General features: G+C 65.2%; 18 protein-coding genes. 3 read left to right on the top strand and 15 right to left on the bottom strand.

Going from position 1 to position 18,785, the window contains the following annotated elements; all coding sequences use genetic code 11:
• Positions 1–62: 62 nt before the first annotated feature.
• Entirely contained in the window at positions 63–878 is an 816-nt protein-coding gene (gene phnC / locus ACE103_RS11685) for a phosphonate ABC transporter ATP-binding protein (protein ID WP_375779536.1), read from the bottom strand.
• 210 nt (positions 879–1,088) lie between these two features.
• Between phnC and ACE103_RS11680 the strand changes: the two genes are divergently transcribed.
• From ACE103_RS11680 to ACE103_RS11670, 3 genes are read left to right on the top strand one after another with little or no spacing between them, the layout of a single operon-like run.
• On the top strand, positions 1,089–1,754 hold the full coding sequence (locus ACE103_RS11680; protein WP_375779535.1) for a chloramphenicol acetyltransferase: 666 nt from the start codon (positions 1,089–1,091) through the stop codon (positions 1,752–1,754).
• The gene (locus ACE103_RS11675) at positions 1,751–2,923 is read left to right on the top strand and encodes an alpha-D-ribose 1-methylphosphonate 5-triphosphate diphosphatase (protein WP_375779534.1); all 1,173 of its coding nucleotides are present in this window, start codon (positions 1,751–1,753) and stop codon (positions 2,921–2,923) included. Before ACE103_RS11680 ends, ACE103_RS11675 begins: the two co-directional genes overlap by 4 nt.
• Before the next feature lie 20 nt (positions 2,924–2,943).
• A complete protein-coding gene (locus tag ACE103_RS11670) occupies positions 2,944–3,642 on the top strand; it encodes a DUF1045 domain-containing protein (protein ID WP_375779533.1) in 699 nt (232 codons plus the stop codon).
• Positions 3,643–3,794: 152 nt separating this feature from the next.
• Here ACE103_RS11670 and hemC read toward each other — a convergent pair whose 3' ends face one another.
• The 14 genes from hemC to ACE103_RS11600 all read right to left on the bottom strand — a co-directional run bounded on the left by hemC (position 3,795) and on the right by ACE103_RS11600 (position 18,785).
• Positions 3,795–4,739 (bottom strand): hydroxymethylbilane synthase, encoded by a 945-nt coding sequence (gene hemC, locus ACE103_RS11665; protein WP_375781093.1) that lies wholly within the window; start codon positions 4,737–4,739, stop codon positions 3,795–3,797.
• Between the two features lie 129 nt (positions 4,740–4,868).
• Positions 4,869–5,489 carry a bifunctional nicotinamidase/pyrazinamidase gene (pncA, locus tag ACE103_RS11660; protein ID WP_375779532.1) on the bottom strand — a complete coding sequence of 207 codons (621 nt, stop codon included), beginning with the start codon at positions 5,487–5,489 and terminating at the stop codon, positions 4,869–4,871.
• Positions 5,489–6,307: an aspartate dehydrogenase gene (locus ACE103_RS11655; RefSeq protein ID WP_375779531.1), complete on the bottom strand. Its 819-nt coding sequence runs from the start codon at positions 6,305–6,307 to the stop codon at positions 5,489–5,491. Before ACE103_RS11655 ends, pncA begins: the two co-directional genes overlap by 1 nt.
• Positions 6,307–7,725: a M20/M25/M40 family metallo-hydrolase gene (locus tag ACE103_RS11650; RefSeq protein ID WP_375779530.1), complete on the bottom strand. Its 1,419-nt coding sequence runs from the start codon at positions 7,723–7,725 to the stop codon at positions 6,307–6,309. Before ACE103_RS11650 ends, ACE103_RS11655 begins: the two co-directional genes overlap by 1 nt.
• Before the next feature lie 130 nt (positions 7,726–7,855).
• A complete protein-coding gene (locus ACE103_RS11645; RefSeq protein WP_375779529.1) occupies positions 7,856–8,344 on the bottom strand; it encodes a Rid family hydrolase in 489 nt (162 codons plus the stop codon).
• Positions 8,345–8,363: 19 nt separating this feature from the next.
• Positions 8,364–8,774, bottom strand: coding sequence for a c-type cytochrome (locus ACE103_RS11640; protein ID WP_375779528.1), 411 nt, complete (start codon positions 8,772–8,774; stop codon positions 8,364–8,366).
• The gene (locus ACE103_RS11635) at positions 8,771–10,363 is read right to left on the bottom strand and encodes an NAD(P)/FAD-dependent oxidoreductase (protein WP_375779527.1); all 1,593 of its coding nucleotides are present in this window, start codon (positions 10,361–10,363) and stop codon (positions 8,771–8,773) included. Before ACE103_RS11635 ends, ACE103_RS11640 begins: the two co-directional genes overlap by 4 nt.
• A 124-nt stretch (positions 10,364–10,487) precedes the next feature.
• Positions 10,488–11,240, bottom strand: coding sequence for a hypothetical protein (locus ACE103_RS11630; RefSeq protein ID WP_375779526.1), 753 nt, complete (start codon positions 11,238–11,240; stop codon positions 10,488–10,490).
• Positions 11,241–11,568: 328 nt separating this feature from the next.
• Positions 11,569–12,789 carry an ABC transporter substrate-binding protein gene (locus ACE103_RS11625; protein WP_375779525.1) on the bottom strand — a complete coding sequence of 407 codons (1,221 nt, stop codon included), beginning with the start codon at positions 12,787–12,789 and terminating at the stop codon, positions 11,569–11,571.
• Between the two features lie 199 nt (positions 12,790–12,988).
• Entirely contained in the window at positions 12,989–14,434 is a 1,446-nt protein-coding gene (locus ACE103_RS11620) for an amidase family protein (RefSeq protein ID WP_375779524.1), read from the bottom strand.
• Between the two features lie 40 nt (positions 14,435–14,474).
• Positions 14,475–15,893: an amidase family protein gene (locus ACE103_RS11615; protein ID WP_375779523.1), complete on the bottom strand. Its 1,419-nt coding sequence runs from the start codon at positions 15,891–15,893 to the stop codon at positions 14,475–14,477.
• A 43-nt stretch (positions 15,894–15,936) separates the two neighbouring features.
• Positions 15,937–16,731 (bottom strand): FadR/GntR family transcriptional regulator, encoded by a 795-nt coding sequence (locus ACE103_RS11610; RefSeq protein WP_375779522.1) that lies wholly within the window; start codon positions 16,729–16,731, stop codon positions 15,937–15,939.
• Between the two features lie 73 nt (positions 16,732–16,804).
• A complete protein-coding gene (locus ACE103_RS11605) occupies positions 16,805–17,305 on the bottom strand; it encodes a hypothetical protein (RefSeq protein ID WP_223969911.1) in 501 nt (166 codons plus the stop codon).
• Positions 17,306–17,663: 358 nt separating this feature from the next.
• Positions 17,664–18,785: an amino acid ABC transporter permease gene (locus ACE103_RS11600; RefSeq protein WP_375779521.1), complete on the bottom strand. Its 1,122-nt coding sequence runs from the start codon at positions 18,783–18,785 to the stop codon at positions 17,664–17,666.

Genomic DNA, 18,785 nt, shown 5'->3' with positions numbered 1-18,785 from the left:
TGCAGTTATACCTGTTGGCCGGGCAAGACGCCCGGCCTCGCAGATTGGAAGATGCGCGCCGCTCAGGCTGCGGCAGCGGTGCCGAGCGCCGGAACGGTCGCGCCGTCCGGCGCGGGCATTGGCGCGCCGCCCATGACATCATTGGCCTCGAGGTCGTAGAGTTCGCGGGCGATATGGTCGGTCAGCGCTACGGGGGCGCCGTCGAACACCACGCGTCCTGCCGCCATGCCGATCAGGCGGTCGCAATAGGTCCGCGCCAGATCGAGCGAGTGCAGGTTGCAGAGCACCGTGATGCCGAAATGCTTGTTGATGCGCAGCAGCGCGTCCATCACGATCTTGGTGTTGCGCGGATCGAGCGAGGCGATCGGCTCGTCCGCAAGAATGATGTCGGGCTCCTGCACCAGCGCGCGAGCAATCGCGACTCGCTGCTGCTGGCCGCCGGACAGCTGGTCGGCGCGCTGCGCCGCGAGCTGGGCGATGTCGAACTGATCGAGCGCGGACAGCGCGAGCGCCCTGTCCTGCTCCGGCCAGACTTGCGCCAGCGAACGCCATGACGGGATCTGGGCAAGCCGGCCCATCAGCACATTGGTCAGCACGTCGAGACGGCCGACGAGATTGAACTGCTGGAAGATCATCGCCGAGCGCGCCCGCCACTGCCGCAGCGCCTTGCCGCGCAGCGCGGTGACATCGGTGCCTTCGAACAGGATACGGCCGGAGGTCGGATCGGCGAGACGGTTGATCATCCGCAGCAACGTCGACTTGCCGGCACCGGAGCGGCCGATCACGCCGACAAAGCTGCCCGGCGCGATCGAAAAGGATGCGTTATCGACTGCGGCTTTTGTGCCGAACCGGCACGTCAGACCTTCCACCACCAGCATGCAATGCTCCAACCGCGTCGTGTTGGGCCATCGCTATCCCCGGTGCTTGACAGTTATGTGACGTGGCGTTGCAGTGCGGCGATCGTCCACACCCCTCCCTTGTCGTCCGTTTGACGTCATCGCAGCGTCATGATGTTGTCATCAAGCATCCCGATGACGAGCGCGCATCTCCCCGGAAGCCAAAGATTTACAAGATTTGCGGAGGCCCCGATGGCCGGAAAAACACTCTCGGTTGTGCCGACGATGGACCCGACTGCGTCGGTGCGCGAGAGCAAGCTCGGCAAATATACCGAGGTCGGCGCACGCACGATCCTGCTTGAAGTCAGCATGGATGACTATTCCTACGTCGTGAACGACAGCCAGATCACCTACACCTCGATCGGCAAGTTCTGCTCGATCGCGGCAATGACCCGCATCAATCCCGGCAACCACCCGATGCATCGCGCGACGCAGGCACATTTCACCTACCGCGCCAGCGCCTATTTTCCCGACGAGAGCGACGACACCGATTTCTTCAACTGGCGACGTGCGCATCACGTGCATATCGGCCATGACGTCTGGATCGGTCATGGCGCGATCCTGCTGCCGGGCCGCAACGTCGGAACCGGCGCCGTGGTTGCCGCCGGCGCGATCGTGACCAAGGATGTGCCCGCCTACACCATCGTTGCCGGTAATCCGGCGCGTCCGGTCAAGCGGCGCTTCTCCGAGACAACAGCGGATCGCCTCACAGCGCTTGCGTGGTGGGATTGGGATCACGAAACACTTCGTCGTGTCCTGCCCGACTTCCGCAAGCTCGCGGTCGAGGAATTCCTCGACAAGTATGAGGCCGAGGCCGTATCCCAATCACAGAACAAGCAACGGAGCGCCGTAAGGTGACGGACATTTTCATTGAAGGCGGACGCACGCTGGTTGATCGTGCCTTGATCGAGACCTCGCTGCGGACCGCAGGCCGCGACATCGGCGCGCTCGACGCTGAACAAGGCCGCGCCGCGCTCCACATCAATGCCGGCGGCCTCTTGGTGCTGCCCGGCATCATCGATCTGCACGGCGACGCGTTCGAGCGGCAGATGATGCCGCGCCCCAGCGTCGATTTCCCGACCGACGTCGCGCTAATCGACAGCGACCGGCAGGCGATCGCCAACGGCATCACCACCGTGTTCCATGGTACGACCTGGTCGTGGGAGCCCGGTCTACGCAGCGCGGAGAATGCACGCAAGCTGCTCGATGCGATCGAGGCGCTGCGGCCGCAGCTCGCCGCCGATACCCGCTTCCATCTGCGCCACGAAACCCACAATCTCGAGGCCGAGGCCGAGATCATTCAATGGCTCAGCGAAGGCCGCATCGACCTGTTCGCCTTCAATGACCACAGCAACGTCAAGCCGAAGAAGCGCAACCAGCTCGCCGAACGCACCGGGCTCTCCATCGAAGCCGTCAACGACATGCTCGATCGGATCGTGGCGCGCCGTCCCGAGGTGCCGGCCTCGATCGCGCGGCTGTCTGCGGCTTCACGCGCGGCCAACATTCGCATGCTCTCGCATGACGACAACAGCCCGGCGATGCGCCAGGAGTTTCGCGCGCTCGGCGCCACGATCGCTGAATTCCCGGTCAACGAGGAGACCGCGCGCGATGCCGCCGCCGCCGGCGACTTCATCATATTCGGCGCGCCCAATGTGGTGCGCGGCGGCAGCCACACCGGCTGGACCAAGGCATCCGACATGATCGCACAGGGCCTCTGCTCGGTGCTGGCGTCGGACTACTATTATCCGGCACAACTGCTCGCCGCGTTCCGCCTCGCCGCCGATGGCATCCTGCCGCTCTCCAAAGCCTGGGACCTGATCTCGTCGGCGCCGGCACGCGCGGCAGGGCTTGCCGATCGCGGGGTGCTCGCTGCGGGCCGCCGCGCCGACATCATCGTCGTCGACGACAAGGTGCCGCTGCGGCCGCGCATCGTCGCCGTGATCGCAGCCGGACGGCTGGTGCATCTGGCGGATGCGAGCTGCCTCGTTCATTCGCTCGCACCGCGCAAGACGGTTGCGGCAGCATAGTCAGGACCTATTCTGCCGCCATGGCCAACACTCCGCGCTACGCGATCTATTTTGCGCCGTCACCCGACAGCGTCCTGCACCGCTTCGGTTCGACACTGCTCGGCTACGATGCCGTGTCAGGCGACGATTTGCGGTTTCCCGATGGCGTTGCGCCCGACTGGCGCGAGGTGACCGAGGACCCGCGCAAATACGGTTTTCATGCCACGCTGAAGGCGCCGACCGCGCTCGCCGATGGCAGGAGCGAGGCCGAGCTGCTTGACGCCTGCGCCGCGTTCGCCGGCCGCGCGCGGCGCATTCCGGTGATCGAACCTGTTGTCGATGCCATCAGCGGCTTCATCGCCGTGATTCCGGCGCGCCGCTCGGATAAGCTGCAACAGCTCGCCACCGATTGCGTCACCGAATTCGACGCGTTCCGTGCGCCGCTGATGCCGCAAGATCGCGCGCGGCGCAAGCCCGAACGGCTCACGGAGCGGCAGCGCGACTATCTCGACCGCTGGGGCTATCCTTACGTCATGGAGGAATTCCGCTTCCACATGACCCTGACCGGACGGCTGAGCGACGAGCGGCGCGGCCCGATCGTGGCGCGGCTGCGCGAGCGGTTCGCGGCGATCGGCCTCACAACACTCGCGATCGACCGCATCGCGCTGTTCAGGCAAGCCGACCCGGCATCGCGCTTCCGCATCATCGGCAGCTGGCCGTTGCAGGCTGATCGGGATTAGGCCCCCCACACCGGTGTCGTCCCGGCGAAAGCCGGGACCCATAACCACCGTCAGTAGTTGTTCAAGCGAGCTGCGGTCCCAGCATCGTGCCACAACCAACATTCGTGGTTATGGGTCCCGGCTTTCGCCGGGACGACGTGGGATAGATATCGCTATTCGTCCACCCGGGTTCGGGCGATGATCTCGGCGGCGCCCTTCGCGAGCAGCTCCATGCCGACGGCGCGGCCGAGTTCGCGCGGCCGGTCGGCCGGTCCGCGCCGCGTCACCTCGATGAAGCCGGCCCCGGCCTCGTCGAGCACGGAGGCACGCAGCGTCAGCTCGTTTCCAGCGAGCGTGGCGTGGCCGGCGATCGGCGAGTTGCAGTGGCCGTTCAGCACCCACAGCACCTCGCGCTCGGCCTCGGCGGCAAGCCGCGACTGCGCATTGTCGATACCAGCAAGCCGCGCCCGCGTCGCCCAATCGGTCTCGACGCATTCGACCGCGACGATGCCCTGGCCAACCGCCGGCAGCATCTCGTCGACGGAGAAATCATGCGCGATGCGCGCGGTCATGCCGATGCGCTCCAGGCCGGAACGCGCCATCACCAGCGCATCCGCCGGCCCCACCTCGCCGCCATCCGGCAGCCGCTGCTTGGCACCGCGATCGAGTTTTGCAATTCGCGTGTCGGCAGCGCCGCGGAAATGAATGACCGTCGCCTCCGGAAACAGCCTCCGCAGATAGGCGGCGCGGCGCACGGCGTTGGTGCCGATCATGAAGCCCTTGCCGCGCGCGGCGCGAAACGCATCCAGCGTCAGGCCTGGCCGCAGCACGAGGCTGTCATTGGCGGCATCGCGCGCCAGCATCGCCGCGAGGACGAGACCCGGCGTTTCCTCATTGCCCGGCACGTCCTTGAGCGAATGCATCGCCGCCTGTAGCGTGCCCGATCGCATGGCTTCGCGGATCTCGGCGACGAAGGCGCCGCCCTTGCCGCCGTGACGCAACAGCTTGCTGGTCTGGTCCTGGTCGCCGCGGGTCTCGAACTTGACGATGTCGACGGTAAGGTCCGGCGCCGAGGCGCGCAGCAGCCGCGCGACCTCGTCCGTCTGCGCCAGCGCCATCGCGCTCTTGCGCGTCCCTATCCGCAAAACCTGTCCCGACACGAAAGCTCCGCTGCGTGATCATCAACGGCTGGGGATTAGAACAAAAGGTCAGTCAAAACAATGGTTTTTGCCCTGGCTTGGCCGCGTTCAGGGGATCTCCTCAACAAGCGAGACACCGGCCTCGCACATCGCCGCGGTGGCAGAGGCAAGCGAGCCGCCGAGATCGATGGCACGGCAGCCCGACAGCACGACCGTGGTCTCCAAACCGAGCCGCCGCGCATCGAGCGCCGAATACTGCACACAAAAATCCGTCGCGAGCCCGGCCATCACGACGCGCCTGAGGCCACGCTCGCGCAGATAACCGGCGAGCCCGGTCGGGGTTATCCGGTCGTTCTCGAAGAACGCCGAATACGAGTCGATCGCGCCGCGGAACCCCTTGCGGACCACAAGCTCGGCCCGGTCGGTTACGAGCTCGGGATGAAACGCGGCGCCGGCCGTGCCCTGGATGCAATGATCCGGCCACAACATCTGCGGTCCATACGGCATGGTGATCGAAGAGAACGCCGTCGCGCCCGGATGCGAGGTCGCAAACGAGCTGTGGCCCGCCGGATGCCAGTCCTGGGTCAGCACGACATGGTCGAAGCGCGCCGCAAGCCGGTTGACCACCGGCACGACGGCAACGCCATCGGCGACCGCCAGCGCGCCGCCCGGGCAGAAATCGTTCTGCACGTCGATGATCAGCAAGAGGTCGTCGGGCCCGATCTTCATCACGTCCCGATCCGCAACGACGCGCGCAGCTTGCGCAGGCAGGCGATCACCGACAGCGCCGTGATGCGGCCGGTCTTCGGATTCTCCGAGGGGATGTTCTCGATCATCATCGAGAACCGCGCTGAATCGGAATCGACCTCGATGCGGTGGACGTTGCGCGTCACCGTCGGATCCGCCCAGATCTCGACCCTTGTGCGGTCGGGGCCGATGCCGGCGAGCGACAGCGCCACCGCGACGTTGAGATTGGCCGGAAAGCCCTTTGCGGCGTCGCGCGCGCTGCCCTCGAAGATGCGCAGCGGCTCGGTGATGCCCTCGATCTGGATGTTGTTCTCGACCAGATGCGGCGCGCCGACGAGGCCCGCGATCGGCTTTCGCGACACCAGCCTTGCCGAATGGATGGTTCCGACCGCGGCCGCGGTCACGGCATCGAGCCCGATCAGCGCGCCGGTCGGCACGATGATCTGGCCGCCATGCGCTTTGGCGAGGTCGACCAGGTCCTCATTCTGCAACAGCGCGCCGACGCTGAGCACGACCGCGGTCTTGCCGCGCTCGACCACCGGCGCCACGATCGAGCGCACCAGCCTGCTCGGCGCGCACTCGACCACGATGTCCGCGACGTCGGCAAGCTCATCGATCGGCACCAGCTTCGGCGCAGACTTGAGACCTTCGACCCAGCCGCGGTGCTTGTCCGGGCTGTTCGCCGACACCGCAACCAAGGTCAGCCCTTCGATGCCCTGATCGAGCGCCTTGACGACGTCGGTGCCGATCGCGCCGAGGCCGGCGACCGCAACACGCATCTTTGTCTTGCTGTCAGCCATCATTTCCCGCCGGCGAGCATCTTGACCAGGCGATAGAGGTACTCCTCGCCTTCGTAGAACGATTTGACGAGCACGCGCTCGTCCTTGCCGTGAGCCCGGTTGTCATCGACATCGGATCCCAGCCCGGAATGACCATAGGTCGGAATCCCGGCATTGCGCAGATAGCTGCCGTCGGTGGCGCCGGTGCTCATCACGGGGACGATTTCGGCATTCGGCCAGAACTCCTTCGACAGCTTCTCGACCGATCCCATGATCTCCTCGTTCAAGGGTGACGGCGGGCTCAACACGGCCTTGCCGGTCGGGGTCACCTCGATCTGCTTGTCGGCGAGCACGCGCTCGATCGTCGCCTGAACGCCTTCGACCGGCTCGCCGGGCAGGATCCGGCAGTTCACCTTGGCGGTTGCCAGCTGCGGCAGCGCATTGATGGCGTGGCCGCCCTCCAGCATGGTCGCGACACAGGTGGTGCGGAGCTGCGCGTTATAGCCGGGATTCTCCGACAATCGCGCCAGCGCCGCCGGGTCAGGCTGCGGCGCCAGGATCGCCTTGATATCGTCGGCATGCGACTTGTCGACCTCAGCGGTCTTGGTGAAGTAGATCCGCGTGGTCTCGTTGAGATTCATCGGGAAGTCGTATTTGGAGAGCCGCACCAGGCCTTCGGCGAGCCGATAGATCGCATTGTCCTTGCGCGGCAGCGAGCTATGGCCACCGCGGTCCTTCACGGTGAGCAGGTAGCCGATCGAGACCTTCTCGCTGGTCTGCACGCTGTTGCGGATCGCCTTGCCGTTCTTCAGGCCGACGCCACCGCCTTCGTTGAGCGCGAACTCGGCGTCGATCAGGTCGCGGTGGTTCTTGATCAGCCACTGCATGCCGAGACCGTTGGCATCGAGGATCTCTTCGTCGGTCTCGAGCGCGACGATGATGTCGCGGTCGGGCTTGTAGCCCTCCTTCTTGTAGCGGATCAGGTTGGTGATGAAGGCCGACGCCATGTATTTGTCGTCGCCCGAGCCGCGGCCATAGAAATAGCCGTCCTGCTCGGTGAGCTTGAACGGATCGACCGACCAGTCCTCGCGGTTGGCGGGAACGACGTCGATATGGGCGACCAAGAGGATCGGCTTGCGCGCGCCGGAGCCGTGCAGCCGCGCCACCAGATTGCCCTTGTGCGGGGCCGGCGAGAACACGTGCACGTCACTCTCGGGGAAGCCCGCCGCGCGCAGCCGCGCGCCCATCGCCTCCGCGGCCTTCTGGGTATCGCCGGTCGCAGTGGTCGTATTGATCTCAACCAGCTCCTGGTAGATGCCGCGGGCAAATTGCTGCTGCTCGGTCAGGCCCTGCGCGCCGGCGCCGGACGCAAGCAGGACCGGAGCGAACGCCACTGCGAGCTGCAGCGATCGAACCATGTTTCGGGCCTTGTGCGACATCGTGCTCTCCCAGAATTCCACCACCTGATTGGGGATGAATTCAGACAGGCGGCACGCGCTTTGGCAAGACGGCGAGCCCTTCAATTTCCGCGCGCATGCTCCGCGCTTTCGCGCACGCTATTTGGAGTCCTTATTTAGTGTCCTTGGCCGCAATCACCTCGATCTCGACCAGGAAGCCGGGGTTGGCGAGCGCGGCGACGCCGACCACCGAGCGCGCCGGCAGGTTCGGCTGGCTGCCGCCGAAGAACTGGGTGTAGCCCTCCATGAAGGCCTTGAAGTCCATCGGCGCAGCCGTGCTGTGCACCAGGAACACCTGCATCTTGACGACGTCGCCCATGCCAAGCCCCTGGCCCTCCAGAATGGCCTTGATGCGGTTGAGCACGCCGACAGTCTGGGTCTTGGTGTCGCCATAGGCCTGCGGGCTCGACGGATCGGCATCCTTGTTGGCGACCGGCGGCACCTGCCCGCTGACATAGACCGTCGTGGTGTTTCCGGTGACGGTCACGGCCTGCGCGATCGGGAAGGTCGAGTTGGGAATCGGATGCCTGACCACGTCAGCCGAGGCAGCGGTCGCCATCGCCGACAACGCGGCGCCCAACACGATACCGATGAATTTCATCGAACTCTCTCCAAAATGGTTAGCGGCGGGCGTCCTGGACGTCCTTGGTCGTCACCGCGTCCTGATAATTGTTGCCGAAGTGCGTCCGCAGATAATTCACAACGGCGGCGACCTGACCATCGGTCATCATGTCGCCGAACGCCGGCATGCCGCGGCGGCCGTTGATGACGAGGTAGATCGGATAGCTGCCGGCTTCGAGATTCTTGTTGCCGGCAAGCGCGGGATAGCTGCCGGCGCCGCTCGCCCCCATCGCATCCGGCATGTGGCAGCCCTGGCAGACATTGCGGAACAGCTCCTCGCCGGTCATCTCCACGAAACGGTAGCCTGACGAGAAGGTGCGCTTGGTCACCCCGCTGTCCTGCCCAAGGGCCGCGGTCGCCGACAGCAGTGCCAGCACCGCGATGACAGATTGTCCTGCCCGCACCATCATGTCTTCACCACGCGTTCGTGCAATCGGGTGATGGCGTCAAGGGCGGACAGGATTGCGCCCTCCTGCCAGGCCGGCAGCTGCGAAGCGTGCTCGCCCGCCAGCGCGATGCGGCCGTCGATCTGGCAGAGATTGCGGTAATGCTGCGCCCGCCCGGCTTCGGTCCATTCGCCGGCGCAGCCGAGCGTGAACGGCACCCGATGCCACGCCACCGCAACGCCGTTCTCGAACTCGCTTTTGTACTGCGGATGGATCTTGGCGCCGAACTCGACCGCGCTGGCGACCCGCTCGGCCGGCGTCATCGCCGTGAACTCGAAGGAATTGGCTCCCTCATACAGATAGGCGCCGAGCAGGACGCCGCGGCCGCCGCGGTTGAAGCCATAGTTCGGATAGCCGATATTCCGGATCGGCAGGTCGGTGTAGCTGATGCCGCCATAGATCGCCTCATCTTCTTCCCAGAACCGCCGCTTGAACTGCAGCCCGACCTTCACCGAGGCGGCGTAGGGCAGGGAATCGATCGCATTCTTCATCGGCCCGCCGACCTCGATCGACAGCTGGCTCAGGATCGGCAGCGGAATGGTGCAGATGCACCAGTCGGCGGTCGCCTGCTGCACCGCGGAGGGACTGGCGGTGTCGACAAAGCTCACGGTGACGCCCGAGCCGTTCTGCTGGATCTGCGTCACCTTGGCGTTATAGCGGATAAGATCGCCCACCTCGTGCGCGAACGCCTTGCCGATCATGTCCATGCCGCCGACCGGCTGGAACATGGTGGTCTGGAAATCATAGTGCGCAAAGCTCTGGACGTAGCGCCACATCCGCGAGCGCAGCAGTTCCTGGAGCGAGATCGGATCGCTCGGCAGCGGATCGCCCATCAAGCCGCCGCCGGGATCGCGCGCATAGCCGCGGACGTCGGCGGAGCGCAGATTGGCATTGTACTTGTAGTCGCGATCCAGCGCGCCCCAGTCGCGCAGCGCCTGCAGCAGGATCTCCTGGTCTTCCTTGCTGACGAACTCGTCGAGCCTGCCCTGCTGGCTGACTTTCGCGAGCAGCTCCGACACGCCGCCCTGGAAATCCGCCTTGATGCTGCGAAAGCGCTGCGGCTTGCCGTCGAATGCACGTGTCGCGTGCAGATAGGCATTGTGGTTGAGCTGGATGAAGGGTTCCAGCGTCACGTTGAGCCGGCGACAGTAATCGAGCAGCGCACGGTGATGATAGGGAATCCGCCACGGACCGGGATTGAGGTAGAGCCCCTGCTCGAACTGGCAGGTCTGCTTGAAGCCGCCGAGCTCGGTAAAACTGTCGCCACCGCGGATCGACCAGTTGCGGCCGCCGGCGCGGTTGTTGAATTCGAGGATCTGGACCTTGTAGCCGGCCTTGCGCAGTTCCAGCGCCGCCGTCATGCCGGCAAGCCCCGCACCGAGAATCAGCACCGAAGCGCCCTTCACGTCGCCGGTGAGCTTGAGCGGCCCCTTGTAGGCGGACTCGGATGCGAAGCCGAGGCTCGTCATCGCCTGATACATCGCCGAACTGCCGGCGATGGTCCCGATCAGCGCCAGCAAATCCCGCCGCCTGATCACAGATTCGTTCTGCACCCGCGTCCACCCAGCCGCTGATTTCGATGGCGAAGGGAAACGGTTGACGCGACCCGTGTCAAGGAACGGCGCACGATTCCACGCGGACCCACACGCGCTTTTGATGCGTCACGCAACCGATGCATCACACCACGCGCTCGCGATGCACGCGCCGGCAATCCATCTCGAAGTCGAGTCCGACCACCGGCGGCCGGTCGAAATGCCAGGTCAGGCCGTTGCGAAGCGCGCCACGGCGGCCGAGCTCGCTTTCGAGCACCGGATAGACATCGTGGACGGTATAGAGCTGCACCGCGGTAGTGTCGCGCCAGGAACCACCGAACGCGCTCATCCGGCGTTCCATCTCGCCAAGCACGAATATCGCCTTCGCCAGGATGCCGGCCGGGCTGGTATCGCCGAGCGCGACTGTATGATCGCGATAATTAGCCTTGCCCTCGACCGACTCGCCGCTGCCGGCCACGACGAAACTCGTCGGCGCATCCTTCGCCGCCGGCACCGTGTAGCAGAAGGCGTGGAAGCTCGGCTCGGTGGGCGGATCGAGCTTTGGACAGACATTGCTGCGCGCCACCGGATTGACGCCATCGCGCATCACGCCCCAGGCGATCAGCGTCTTGATGTAGATTTCGTTGAAGGCCTTGAACCCGTCCTCGGTGAACGGCGCCGGCGAGCGCAGCTCGCAGGCAGCGAATGCGGTCAGCGGACGGCCCGCGCCTCTGATGATATCCGCAATCCGCTCAAAACCCGCGCTCAAGGGTACCAGTTCGGAGAACCTCACGCGCTCGATGGCATAGCCGGGTAGCGCACCGACGCCGCAGGAATACTGACTGACGCCGGGCATGAAGCGGTAGCCGCCGTCGGGAGCCTCGATGGTGTTGGTCATGGTGCCTCTGCTGGATGATGGATGCGGTCGTCGCGATGACGGTTCGCGATGGAGGGTATGCGCGAACTGCTCGATTTCATCACAGCCGTCGTCCCGGCGAAAGCCAGAGTCGATATCGCGCCACATCCTCCGCTGTCGTCCCGGCGAAGGCGAGTGTGTGGCGCCGCCCGTGAGTCACGCATCCGCATTCTCGCGGCATGAGGCGCGCCCCGGAATGACGTATGGAATCGTATGGCGGGTTAGCCGAAGGTGTAACCCGCCGACGGCGTATCGCGAGAATGGTGGGTTACGCTTCGCTAACCCACCCTACGGACCACGTCTCGCGCCCTTAATGCGCCTTGGCGATGTAGGGGCAACCGCCTTCAGCGAGCGGACGGAAGGCCTGGTCGCCCGGCACCGTCGCGAGATATTCGTAGAGATCCCACTTGCCCTTGGACTCTTCCGGCTTCTTGATCCGCATCAGATACATGTCGTGCACCATGCGGCCGTCCTCGCGCACCACGCCGTTCTGGGCAAAGAAATCATTGACCGGGGTCTTGCGCATCTGCGCGATCACGGTTTCCGAATCCGCCGAGTTGGTGGCGGCGACCGCCTTGAAATAGTGTCGCAGCGCCGAGTTGACGCCGGCCTGGTAGGCCGTCGGCATCGCGCCGTGCCGCTTGAAGAACTCCTGGGCGAAGACGCGGGTCTCGGGCGTACGATCCCAATAGAAGGAATCGGTGAACAGCAGATCATGCGCATGCGCCAGGCCCAGCGCCGGCACATCGGTGAGCGTCACCTGCAACGCGACGAGTTGCATGCTGGCGCGGATGTTGAACTCGTCGGCCTGCGACACCGCGTTGCGGAAGTCGGAGCCGGCATTGGCTAGCGCCAGGATTTTTGCGCCGGACGACTGCGCCTGCAGCAGGAAGGACGAGAAATCGGCGGTGTCGAACGGATGGCGGACCGCGCCCAGCACCTTGCCGCCGGCCGACGTCACGGCCTTGCTGGCGTCGCGCTCCAGCGCCTGGCCGAACGCATAGTCGGCGGTGAGGAAGAACCAGGGCGTGCCGCCGCGCGCAACCACGGCCTTCGCCGTCGCGTTCGAGGACGCGTAAGTGTCGTAGGTCCACTGCACGCTGGTCGGCGAGCATTGCTTGCCGGTGAGATCGGATGAGCCGGAGCCCGAGATCAGGAACAGCTTCTTGCGTTCGCGCGTCACGGTCTGGATCGCGAGCGCCACCGCGGAATTGACGCCTTCGGCGATCACGTCGACACCCTTGTTGTCGATCCAGTTACGCACGATGCCGGTCGCGACGTCAGGCTTGTTCTGGTGATCCGCCGAGATGATCTCGATCTTGCGTCCGCCGACCGTGCCGCCGATTTCCTCCGCGGCCATTTGCGCCGCGATCACCGACCCAGGGCCGTTGCCATCGGAATATTGCCCGCTCATGTCGGTGATGATTCCGACCCGCAGGACGCCGTCCTCCGCGCGAGCAGCGCCGGCGGCAAAGGAGAGACACGCGGCGGCAATTGCGATCAGGACAGGCGAGCGTTTCGTGATGGACATTTCGTTCCCAAAGGTTCGGATGGTTCGGACGAACTCCTGAAGGAATCAGGGATCGCCGACAACCCCGTGGCCGGCATGGCGCTCTGCGATTCCGCGCACAAATTCCGGGTGGAGGAACGTGGCGCCGACACTCATGCGAACGCCGCGACGAGATTTCGCCGCGGCGTGCCTTGCAGTGCTGGATGGTTTCGAGATCGCCTCAGCGCCGCTCCCACAATTGTCTTGTCAGAACGCCGACCTTGCGCTCGATCGCCTCGGCCGCATCGAGACACATGTCCTCGCGATAGCGCGAGCCGACGATCTGGACGCCGACCGGTAACCCTTCATGCAGCCCGACCGGCACCACGGCCGCCGGCAGCCCCAGCACGTTCATCGACGAGATGAAGCGCAGGTCGTTCCAGAACAACTCCTTGACGCGCTGGTCGCCGCCGAGATCGGCATTGACCTCCGGCGTCTTGCGCACCGAGGTCGGCATCAGCACCAGCGGATATTGTTCGAGGAACACCATCCAGTTCCTGATGTGGCGAGACCGCTCGGCGATCGCCTTCATGTAGCCGGCCTGGTCGAGCGGGTTGGCCAGCGCCATGAAGCCGTGGAACGTCTTCTGGAAGTCGGCGCTGGAGGTCGCCAGCATCTGGTCCTGCTGCAGGATGCGGGTCTCGGTCATGATCAGGTCGCACCAGAGCTGCCAGACCTTGTTGAGATCGGGCACCTCGACCTCGCTGACCGCGTAGCCCGCATCGGCAAGATGATCGGCCGCCTTGCGCTGAAGCGCGATCACGCCGCGATCGGTCACCATGTCCTCGGGGATCTTGGCGAGCGCGACCCTGACCGGTGCGGCAGGCTTCGGCCCCGTCAATGGCGCCGGCACATACCAGGGATCGCGCGGGTCGCGCTGCGCCATCACCTCGAGGCCGAGGCGCACGTCGGCGACGTGGCGCGCCAGCGGTCCCTGCGACGACATGAACTGCGCCATCAGCGGCCGTTCCGCGGTGGCGCTGGGATTGAACGCCGGAATCCGGCCCTGGGTCGGCTTGATGGTGGCGATGCCGTTGCAATGCGCCGGCCAGCGCAGCGAGCCGCCGATGTCATTGCCATGCGCGATGGTGCCGATGCCGGCCGCGATCGACGCGCCGGCGCCGCCCGAGGATCCGCCGCAGGTTACGTCCGCGTTCCAGGGATTGCGCGTCAGGCCGTGCAGCTGGTTGTCGGTGAAGCCGCGCAGCGAGAATTCCGGCGTATTGGTCAGGCCGATGATGATGGCGCCGGCCTTCTTGAGATTGGCCGTCACCGGCGAGTCGCCCGGTGCGATATTGTCCTTGAAGGCGACCACGCCGTTCGAATTGGCCTGGCCTTCGACGTCGATGTTGATCTTGATCGTGACCGGCACGCCGTGCAGCGGTCCAACCGCGCCGCCCTTCGCTTTGCTCGCCGCCAGCGCCTCGTCGGCGGCCTTGGCCGCCTTCAGCGCAGCGTCGCCGAGATCGACGACGACGGCGTTGAGCGCCGGGTTGGCCTCCTGCTTGCGGTCGAGATGGGCGCGAACCACTTGCTCCGACGTCACTTCGTTGTTCTTGATGGCCGCCGCCGTGTCTACGGCGGACCATTGCCAGATCGGTGCATTCGTCACGTTGTGCTCTCCCATGATGCTCAGTGTTTGTTGTTGGTTTCGAAACCGCGTGCCTTCAGTCGCGCGGGTCGATCGGCGTCAGCGTCGACGCACGCGCCTCGATCACCTCGGCGACGGCGAGGCAGACATCCTCGCGGAAGCGGCCGGCGATCACCTGGACGCCGACCGGCACGCCGTCGGCGGTGCCCGTCGGCACCACGACCGACGGAAAGCCCAGCGCGGGGACCGCAAGCAGCGGCCGCTGCGCATCGAGCAGCGCGCGCACCACCGTTGCGTCCTCCTGATCCTGATCGAAGCGGAACGGCAGTTGCGCCGAGACCGGCAGGATGATGACGGGGCAACGTTCCTGGAACAGCTGCCAGGCCCGCACGATCGAGAGGCGCTGCTCGAAGCAGGCCAGCACCTGATCGCCGTCGAGCTCGGGCGCATACGCAATATGGCAGTCGAGATTGTAACGGCTCCGATCGTCGCCGAACTTGCGGATCATCGGCGCCAGCACGCGCCGCTCCTCATTGATGACGAGGCGATGCCAGAGATCGGCGGCCTCCGCGAGGCGCGGCGGCAGGGTCTCCTCCACCGCAAAGCCGGCCTCGGCGAGCCAGCGTCCGGCGGCGCGCACCGCTGCGCTGACTTCCGGCGCCTCGTCGCCGAACGGCACGGGCGCGATCGCAACGCCGACCGGACGCTTGAGCGGCTCACCCTGCAAGGGCACCGGCAGCCATGTGCCGTCGCGCGCGTCGGCCTGCGCCATCGCGGCGAGGCCCGTGCGCAGATCGGCGATCGAGCGCGCGAGCGGCCCCTGCACCGACATCATCTGCGCCGTGATCGGACGATCTGATGTCGCCGACGGATTGAACGAGGGAATTCGTCCCGGTGTCGGACGCAGGCCGGCAACGCCGCAGGCGTAAGCGGGATAGCGGATCGAGCCGCCGAAATCATTGCCATGCGCGATCGCGCCCATTCCGGAAGCAACGGCGGACGCGGCGCCACCGCTGGAACCACCCGGCGTCAACCGGCGGCTCCACGGATTATAGGTCGCGCCGTGCAGATCGTTGTTGGTGAACCAGCGGTGCGAGAAGGCTGGTGTGTTGGTGCGGCCGACAATGACGGCGCCCGCCTTGCGGAAATTCGCGACCACCGGGCTGTCGTCGGTTGCGATCACGTCGCGGAAGGCGACGACGCCGTTGGTGGTGGCGTGGCCGCGCTGATCGACATTGACCTTGCTCGTGACCGGCACACCATGCAGCACGCCGAGCTCGGCGCCTGATTTCACCGCTGCATCCGCCGCATCCGCAGCGGCCACCGCTTCATCGGCCAGATCAGCGACAACGGCGTTCAACGCCGGATTGACCTGCGCGATCCGGTCGAGGCTCGATTGCACGGCGTCCCGGCTCGAGATCGCACGCGTCGCGATCGCACGCGCCAGATCGACGGCCGACCAGCTCCACAACTCATTCTCGCGCCGCGTGACCATTGTTGTTTCCTCCAACGCGTATGCAACTGTCAGCCGATGCCGTTCAGTCGAGCCGCAACGGCTGGTGAAAGACGGGCAGATCCATGCGCCGGTCCTCCGCGGGAACCACCACGGCTTCGGCGCTCAGCACATGATCGAGCATCACGCGCCGGGCGCGCGCGGCATTGCCGGAGCGGAACGCGGCCATCAGGCGCTTGTGAAACTCGATGTTCTCGCAGGTGAAGCTGGATGCGAATTCCTGCACGCCGAGCTTGCCGATCAGATGCCGGATCGCCTCGTTGACGAAGCGGGCGACCAAACCGAGCAGCGGATTGGGACAGGCCTCGATCAGGATGTCGTGGAAATCGATCTCGGCGTGGCGGTGGTGCTCCCAGTCCGCAATGCCGCCGGGATGATGCTCCTGAACCGCGATCGCCTTGTCGAGCGCCGCGAAATGCGCCGCCGTGAGGTGGCCGACCACGCTGAAGGCGAGCTCCGGCTCGATCAGGCGGCGGATCTGGTAAATCTGCGCCGTAGAGATCGACTGGAAATAGAAGTAGTTGCTGAGCAGGCCGACGATCCGGTTGATCGACACCGGCGCCACCCGCGCGCCGCCGCCGGGCCCGGTGCTGTTCTGCACCAGCCCCTGCACCTCCAGCGATTTGAGCGCCTCGCGGATGGTCGAGCGGCTGCACCCGAACATCTCGATCAGCTCAACCTCCTGCGGCAGCCGGTCGTTCGGCTGCAAGCCGGCCTGGAAGATGTGGCTGCGGATCAGGTCGGCGACCGCGTCCGAGCGCTTGCGCTTGATCGAGGCGCGCCGCGACGGATCCAGGGACGGTAAAGCCGATTTATCCATTTTATGATCATAAATCGGCCGGGACGCCTCTGCAAGCCCTCGGTGGCCCCAACCAGGATGCTCTTAAAGCCGGCTATTGGTTCGGCGTGAGGCGCATCCGGCGACAGAATCCGTCAATGAACCGTGCGAGCGCTTCGAAATCGGCGAGCAGCCTTTCGGCCAGTTCTCGATCAACCGATCCGGGGGCAAACGATTCCGTCAGACGCCTTTGACGATCTGCCCAAGCCCGGCAGGTTGCGGCCTTGGCTTCGGCAAACGCAACTTGCTCCCTTCGGCGGCCGAACCTGCTTTCTTCCTCAGGCAACCGCTTGTTGGGGATTGATCTGATGTTGTCCGGGACGTCCGGGCACTTGAGCGGATCCGGGCAGCGATCACTGTTTGCGCGCGCGATGGACCCGTTCATGTCCGTGCCTCCCGCCAGTCGCAGTCCTGGTCGGCGCGGCTTAGCTTCAGGACTCAAGAACTGCTCGATCTCTGTCAGGAGGTCACGAAGCTCATCGGTCGAAAATCCCTGCAGGGCATCGTCGACCTGGCTTCGGGTACTCTCCGGATAGACGGCGTTGTCTTCGGCCATTGGCGTACAGCAAAATCGAAATAAGCCTGTCAGGCAGGCACCATGCATTCCTGTCAAAAGGTAACGGCAGCCGTTGCGCGGCGCTCAGTCCACATCGGACGATGCCCACGCGGACAATGATTTTTTTTCATCGCGCGCGTTCGCGAATCGAATGGCACTCAAAATAGGTTAGGGACGGAACAGCGCCTAGTGCACTCTGTGCCAGCCGCGCTCGGCGCCGACAATCGGCCAAATCTTGGTTGCTGCAACCTTAAGGCCAGAACAGGCCGTTGCAAAAATCAAAGGAGGACGCTGCGGATGCGGTTGGCATCGGAGACGCAGCATTCGAGCGAAGCAAGCGACGCCGAGTCCAGCTCGCTCAGTTCGTTCCGCGCTGTGCCTCGAGGCCGCGGCTGTAGCGCGACATCGCAAAGCAGAACACGAAATAGATCACGCCGACGAAAACATAGACCTCGACGCTGAAGGACTGCCAGGCCGGATCGACGATCGCAGTCTTGGCGGTGGTCAGGAGATCGAAGATGCCGATGATCAGGACGAGGCTGGTGTCCTTGAAGAAGGCGATGAAGGTGTTGACCAGCGGCGGGATCACGTGGCGGATCGCCTGCGGCAGCACGATCAGCGCGTTCTTCTCCCAGTAGGACAGCCCGAGCGCGTCGGCGGCCTCATATTGTCCGCGCGGCACCGCTTGCAGGCCGCCACGCACGACTTCCGCAAGGTAGGCGCCGGCATAGAGGATGAAGGCGATCTGCGCGCGCAAGAGTTTGTCGATGTTGACGCCGTCGGGCATGAACAGCGGGAACATCACACTCGCCATGAACAGCAGACTGATCAGCGGCACGCCGCGGATCAGCTCGACATAGAGCACGCAGAGCGAGCGGATTGCCGGCAGTTTTGAACGGCGGCCGAGCGCCACGAGGATGCCGAGCGGGAAGCCGAACGCCAGGCCGAAGGTCGCGAGGATCAAGGTGACCGGCAGCCCGCCCCAGCGGTCCTGCGTCACGAAGGACAGGCCGAGGAAGCCGCCCCACATCAGGCAGCCGATCACGATCAAGGCCGCGGCCCACAGCAGGAACAGCTCCTTGCGCCAGAAGCTGCGGCGGCTCGAGACCGCGAACAGCGCAATGAAGATCGCGACCGCGAGCGCCGGCCGCCACTGCTCGTCGAACGGATAGGTGCCGAACAGGATGAAGCGGCACTTCTCGGGGACGACCGCCCAGCAGGCACCGGCGCCGCGCAGCGCGCGGCAGGCGCTGGTGTCATTTCCGGAGACGGTCCAGATCGCGTTGGCAATGCCCCATTGCCAAAGTCCGATTAACGCCTTGCCGAGCACGAACAGCATCAACAGCGTCATGATGCTGGACGGGATCGATGCGAACAGATTGGCGCGCAGCCACGCGGTAAACTGACCTCCGAGCGCCCGTGGTGCGGGCCGCGGCCCGATCGGCAGCGGATCCTGCGGAAGGTGCACGACCGCGCTCAT

Source organism: Bradyrhizobium sp. ma5, assembly GCF_042258955.1.
GTDB lineage: Bacteria > Pseudomonadota > Alphaproteobacteria > Rhizobiales > Xanthobacteraceae > Bradyrhizobium.
Note: the sequence above shows the minus strand (reverse complement) of the source record. Positions and strands in the feature narration are given on the sequence as shown.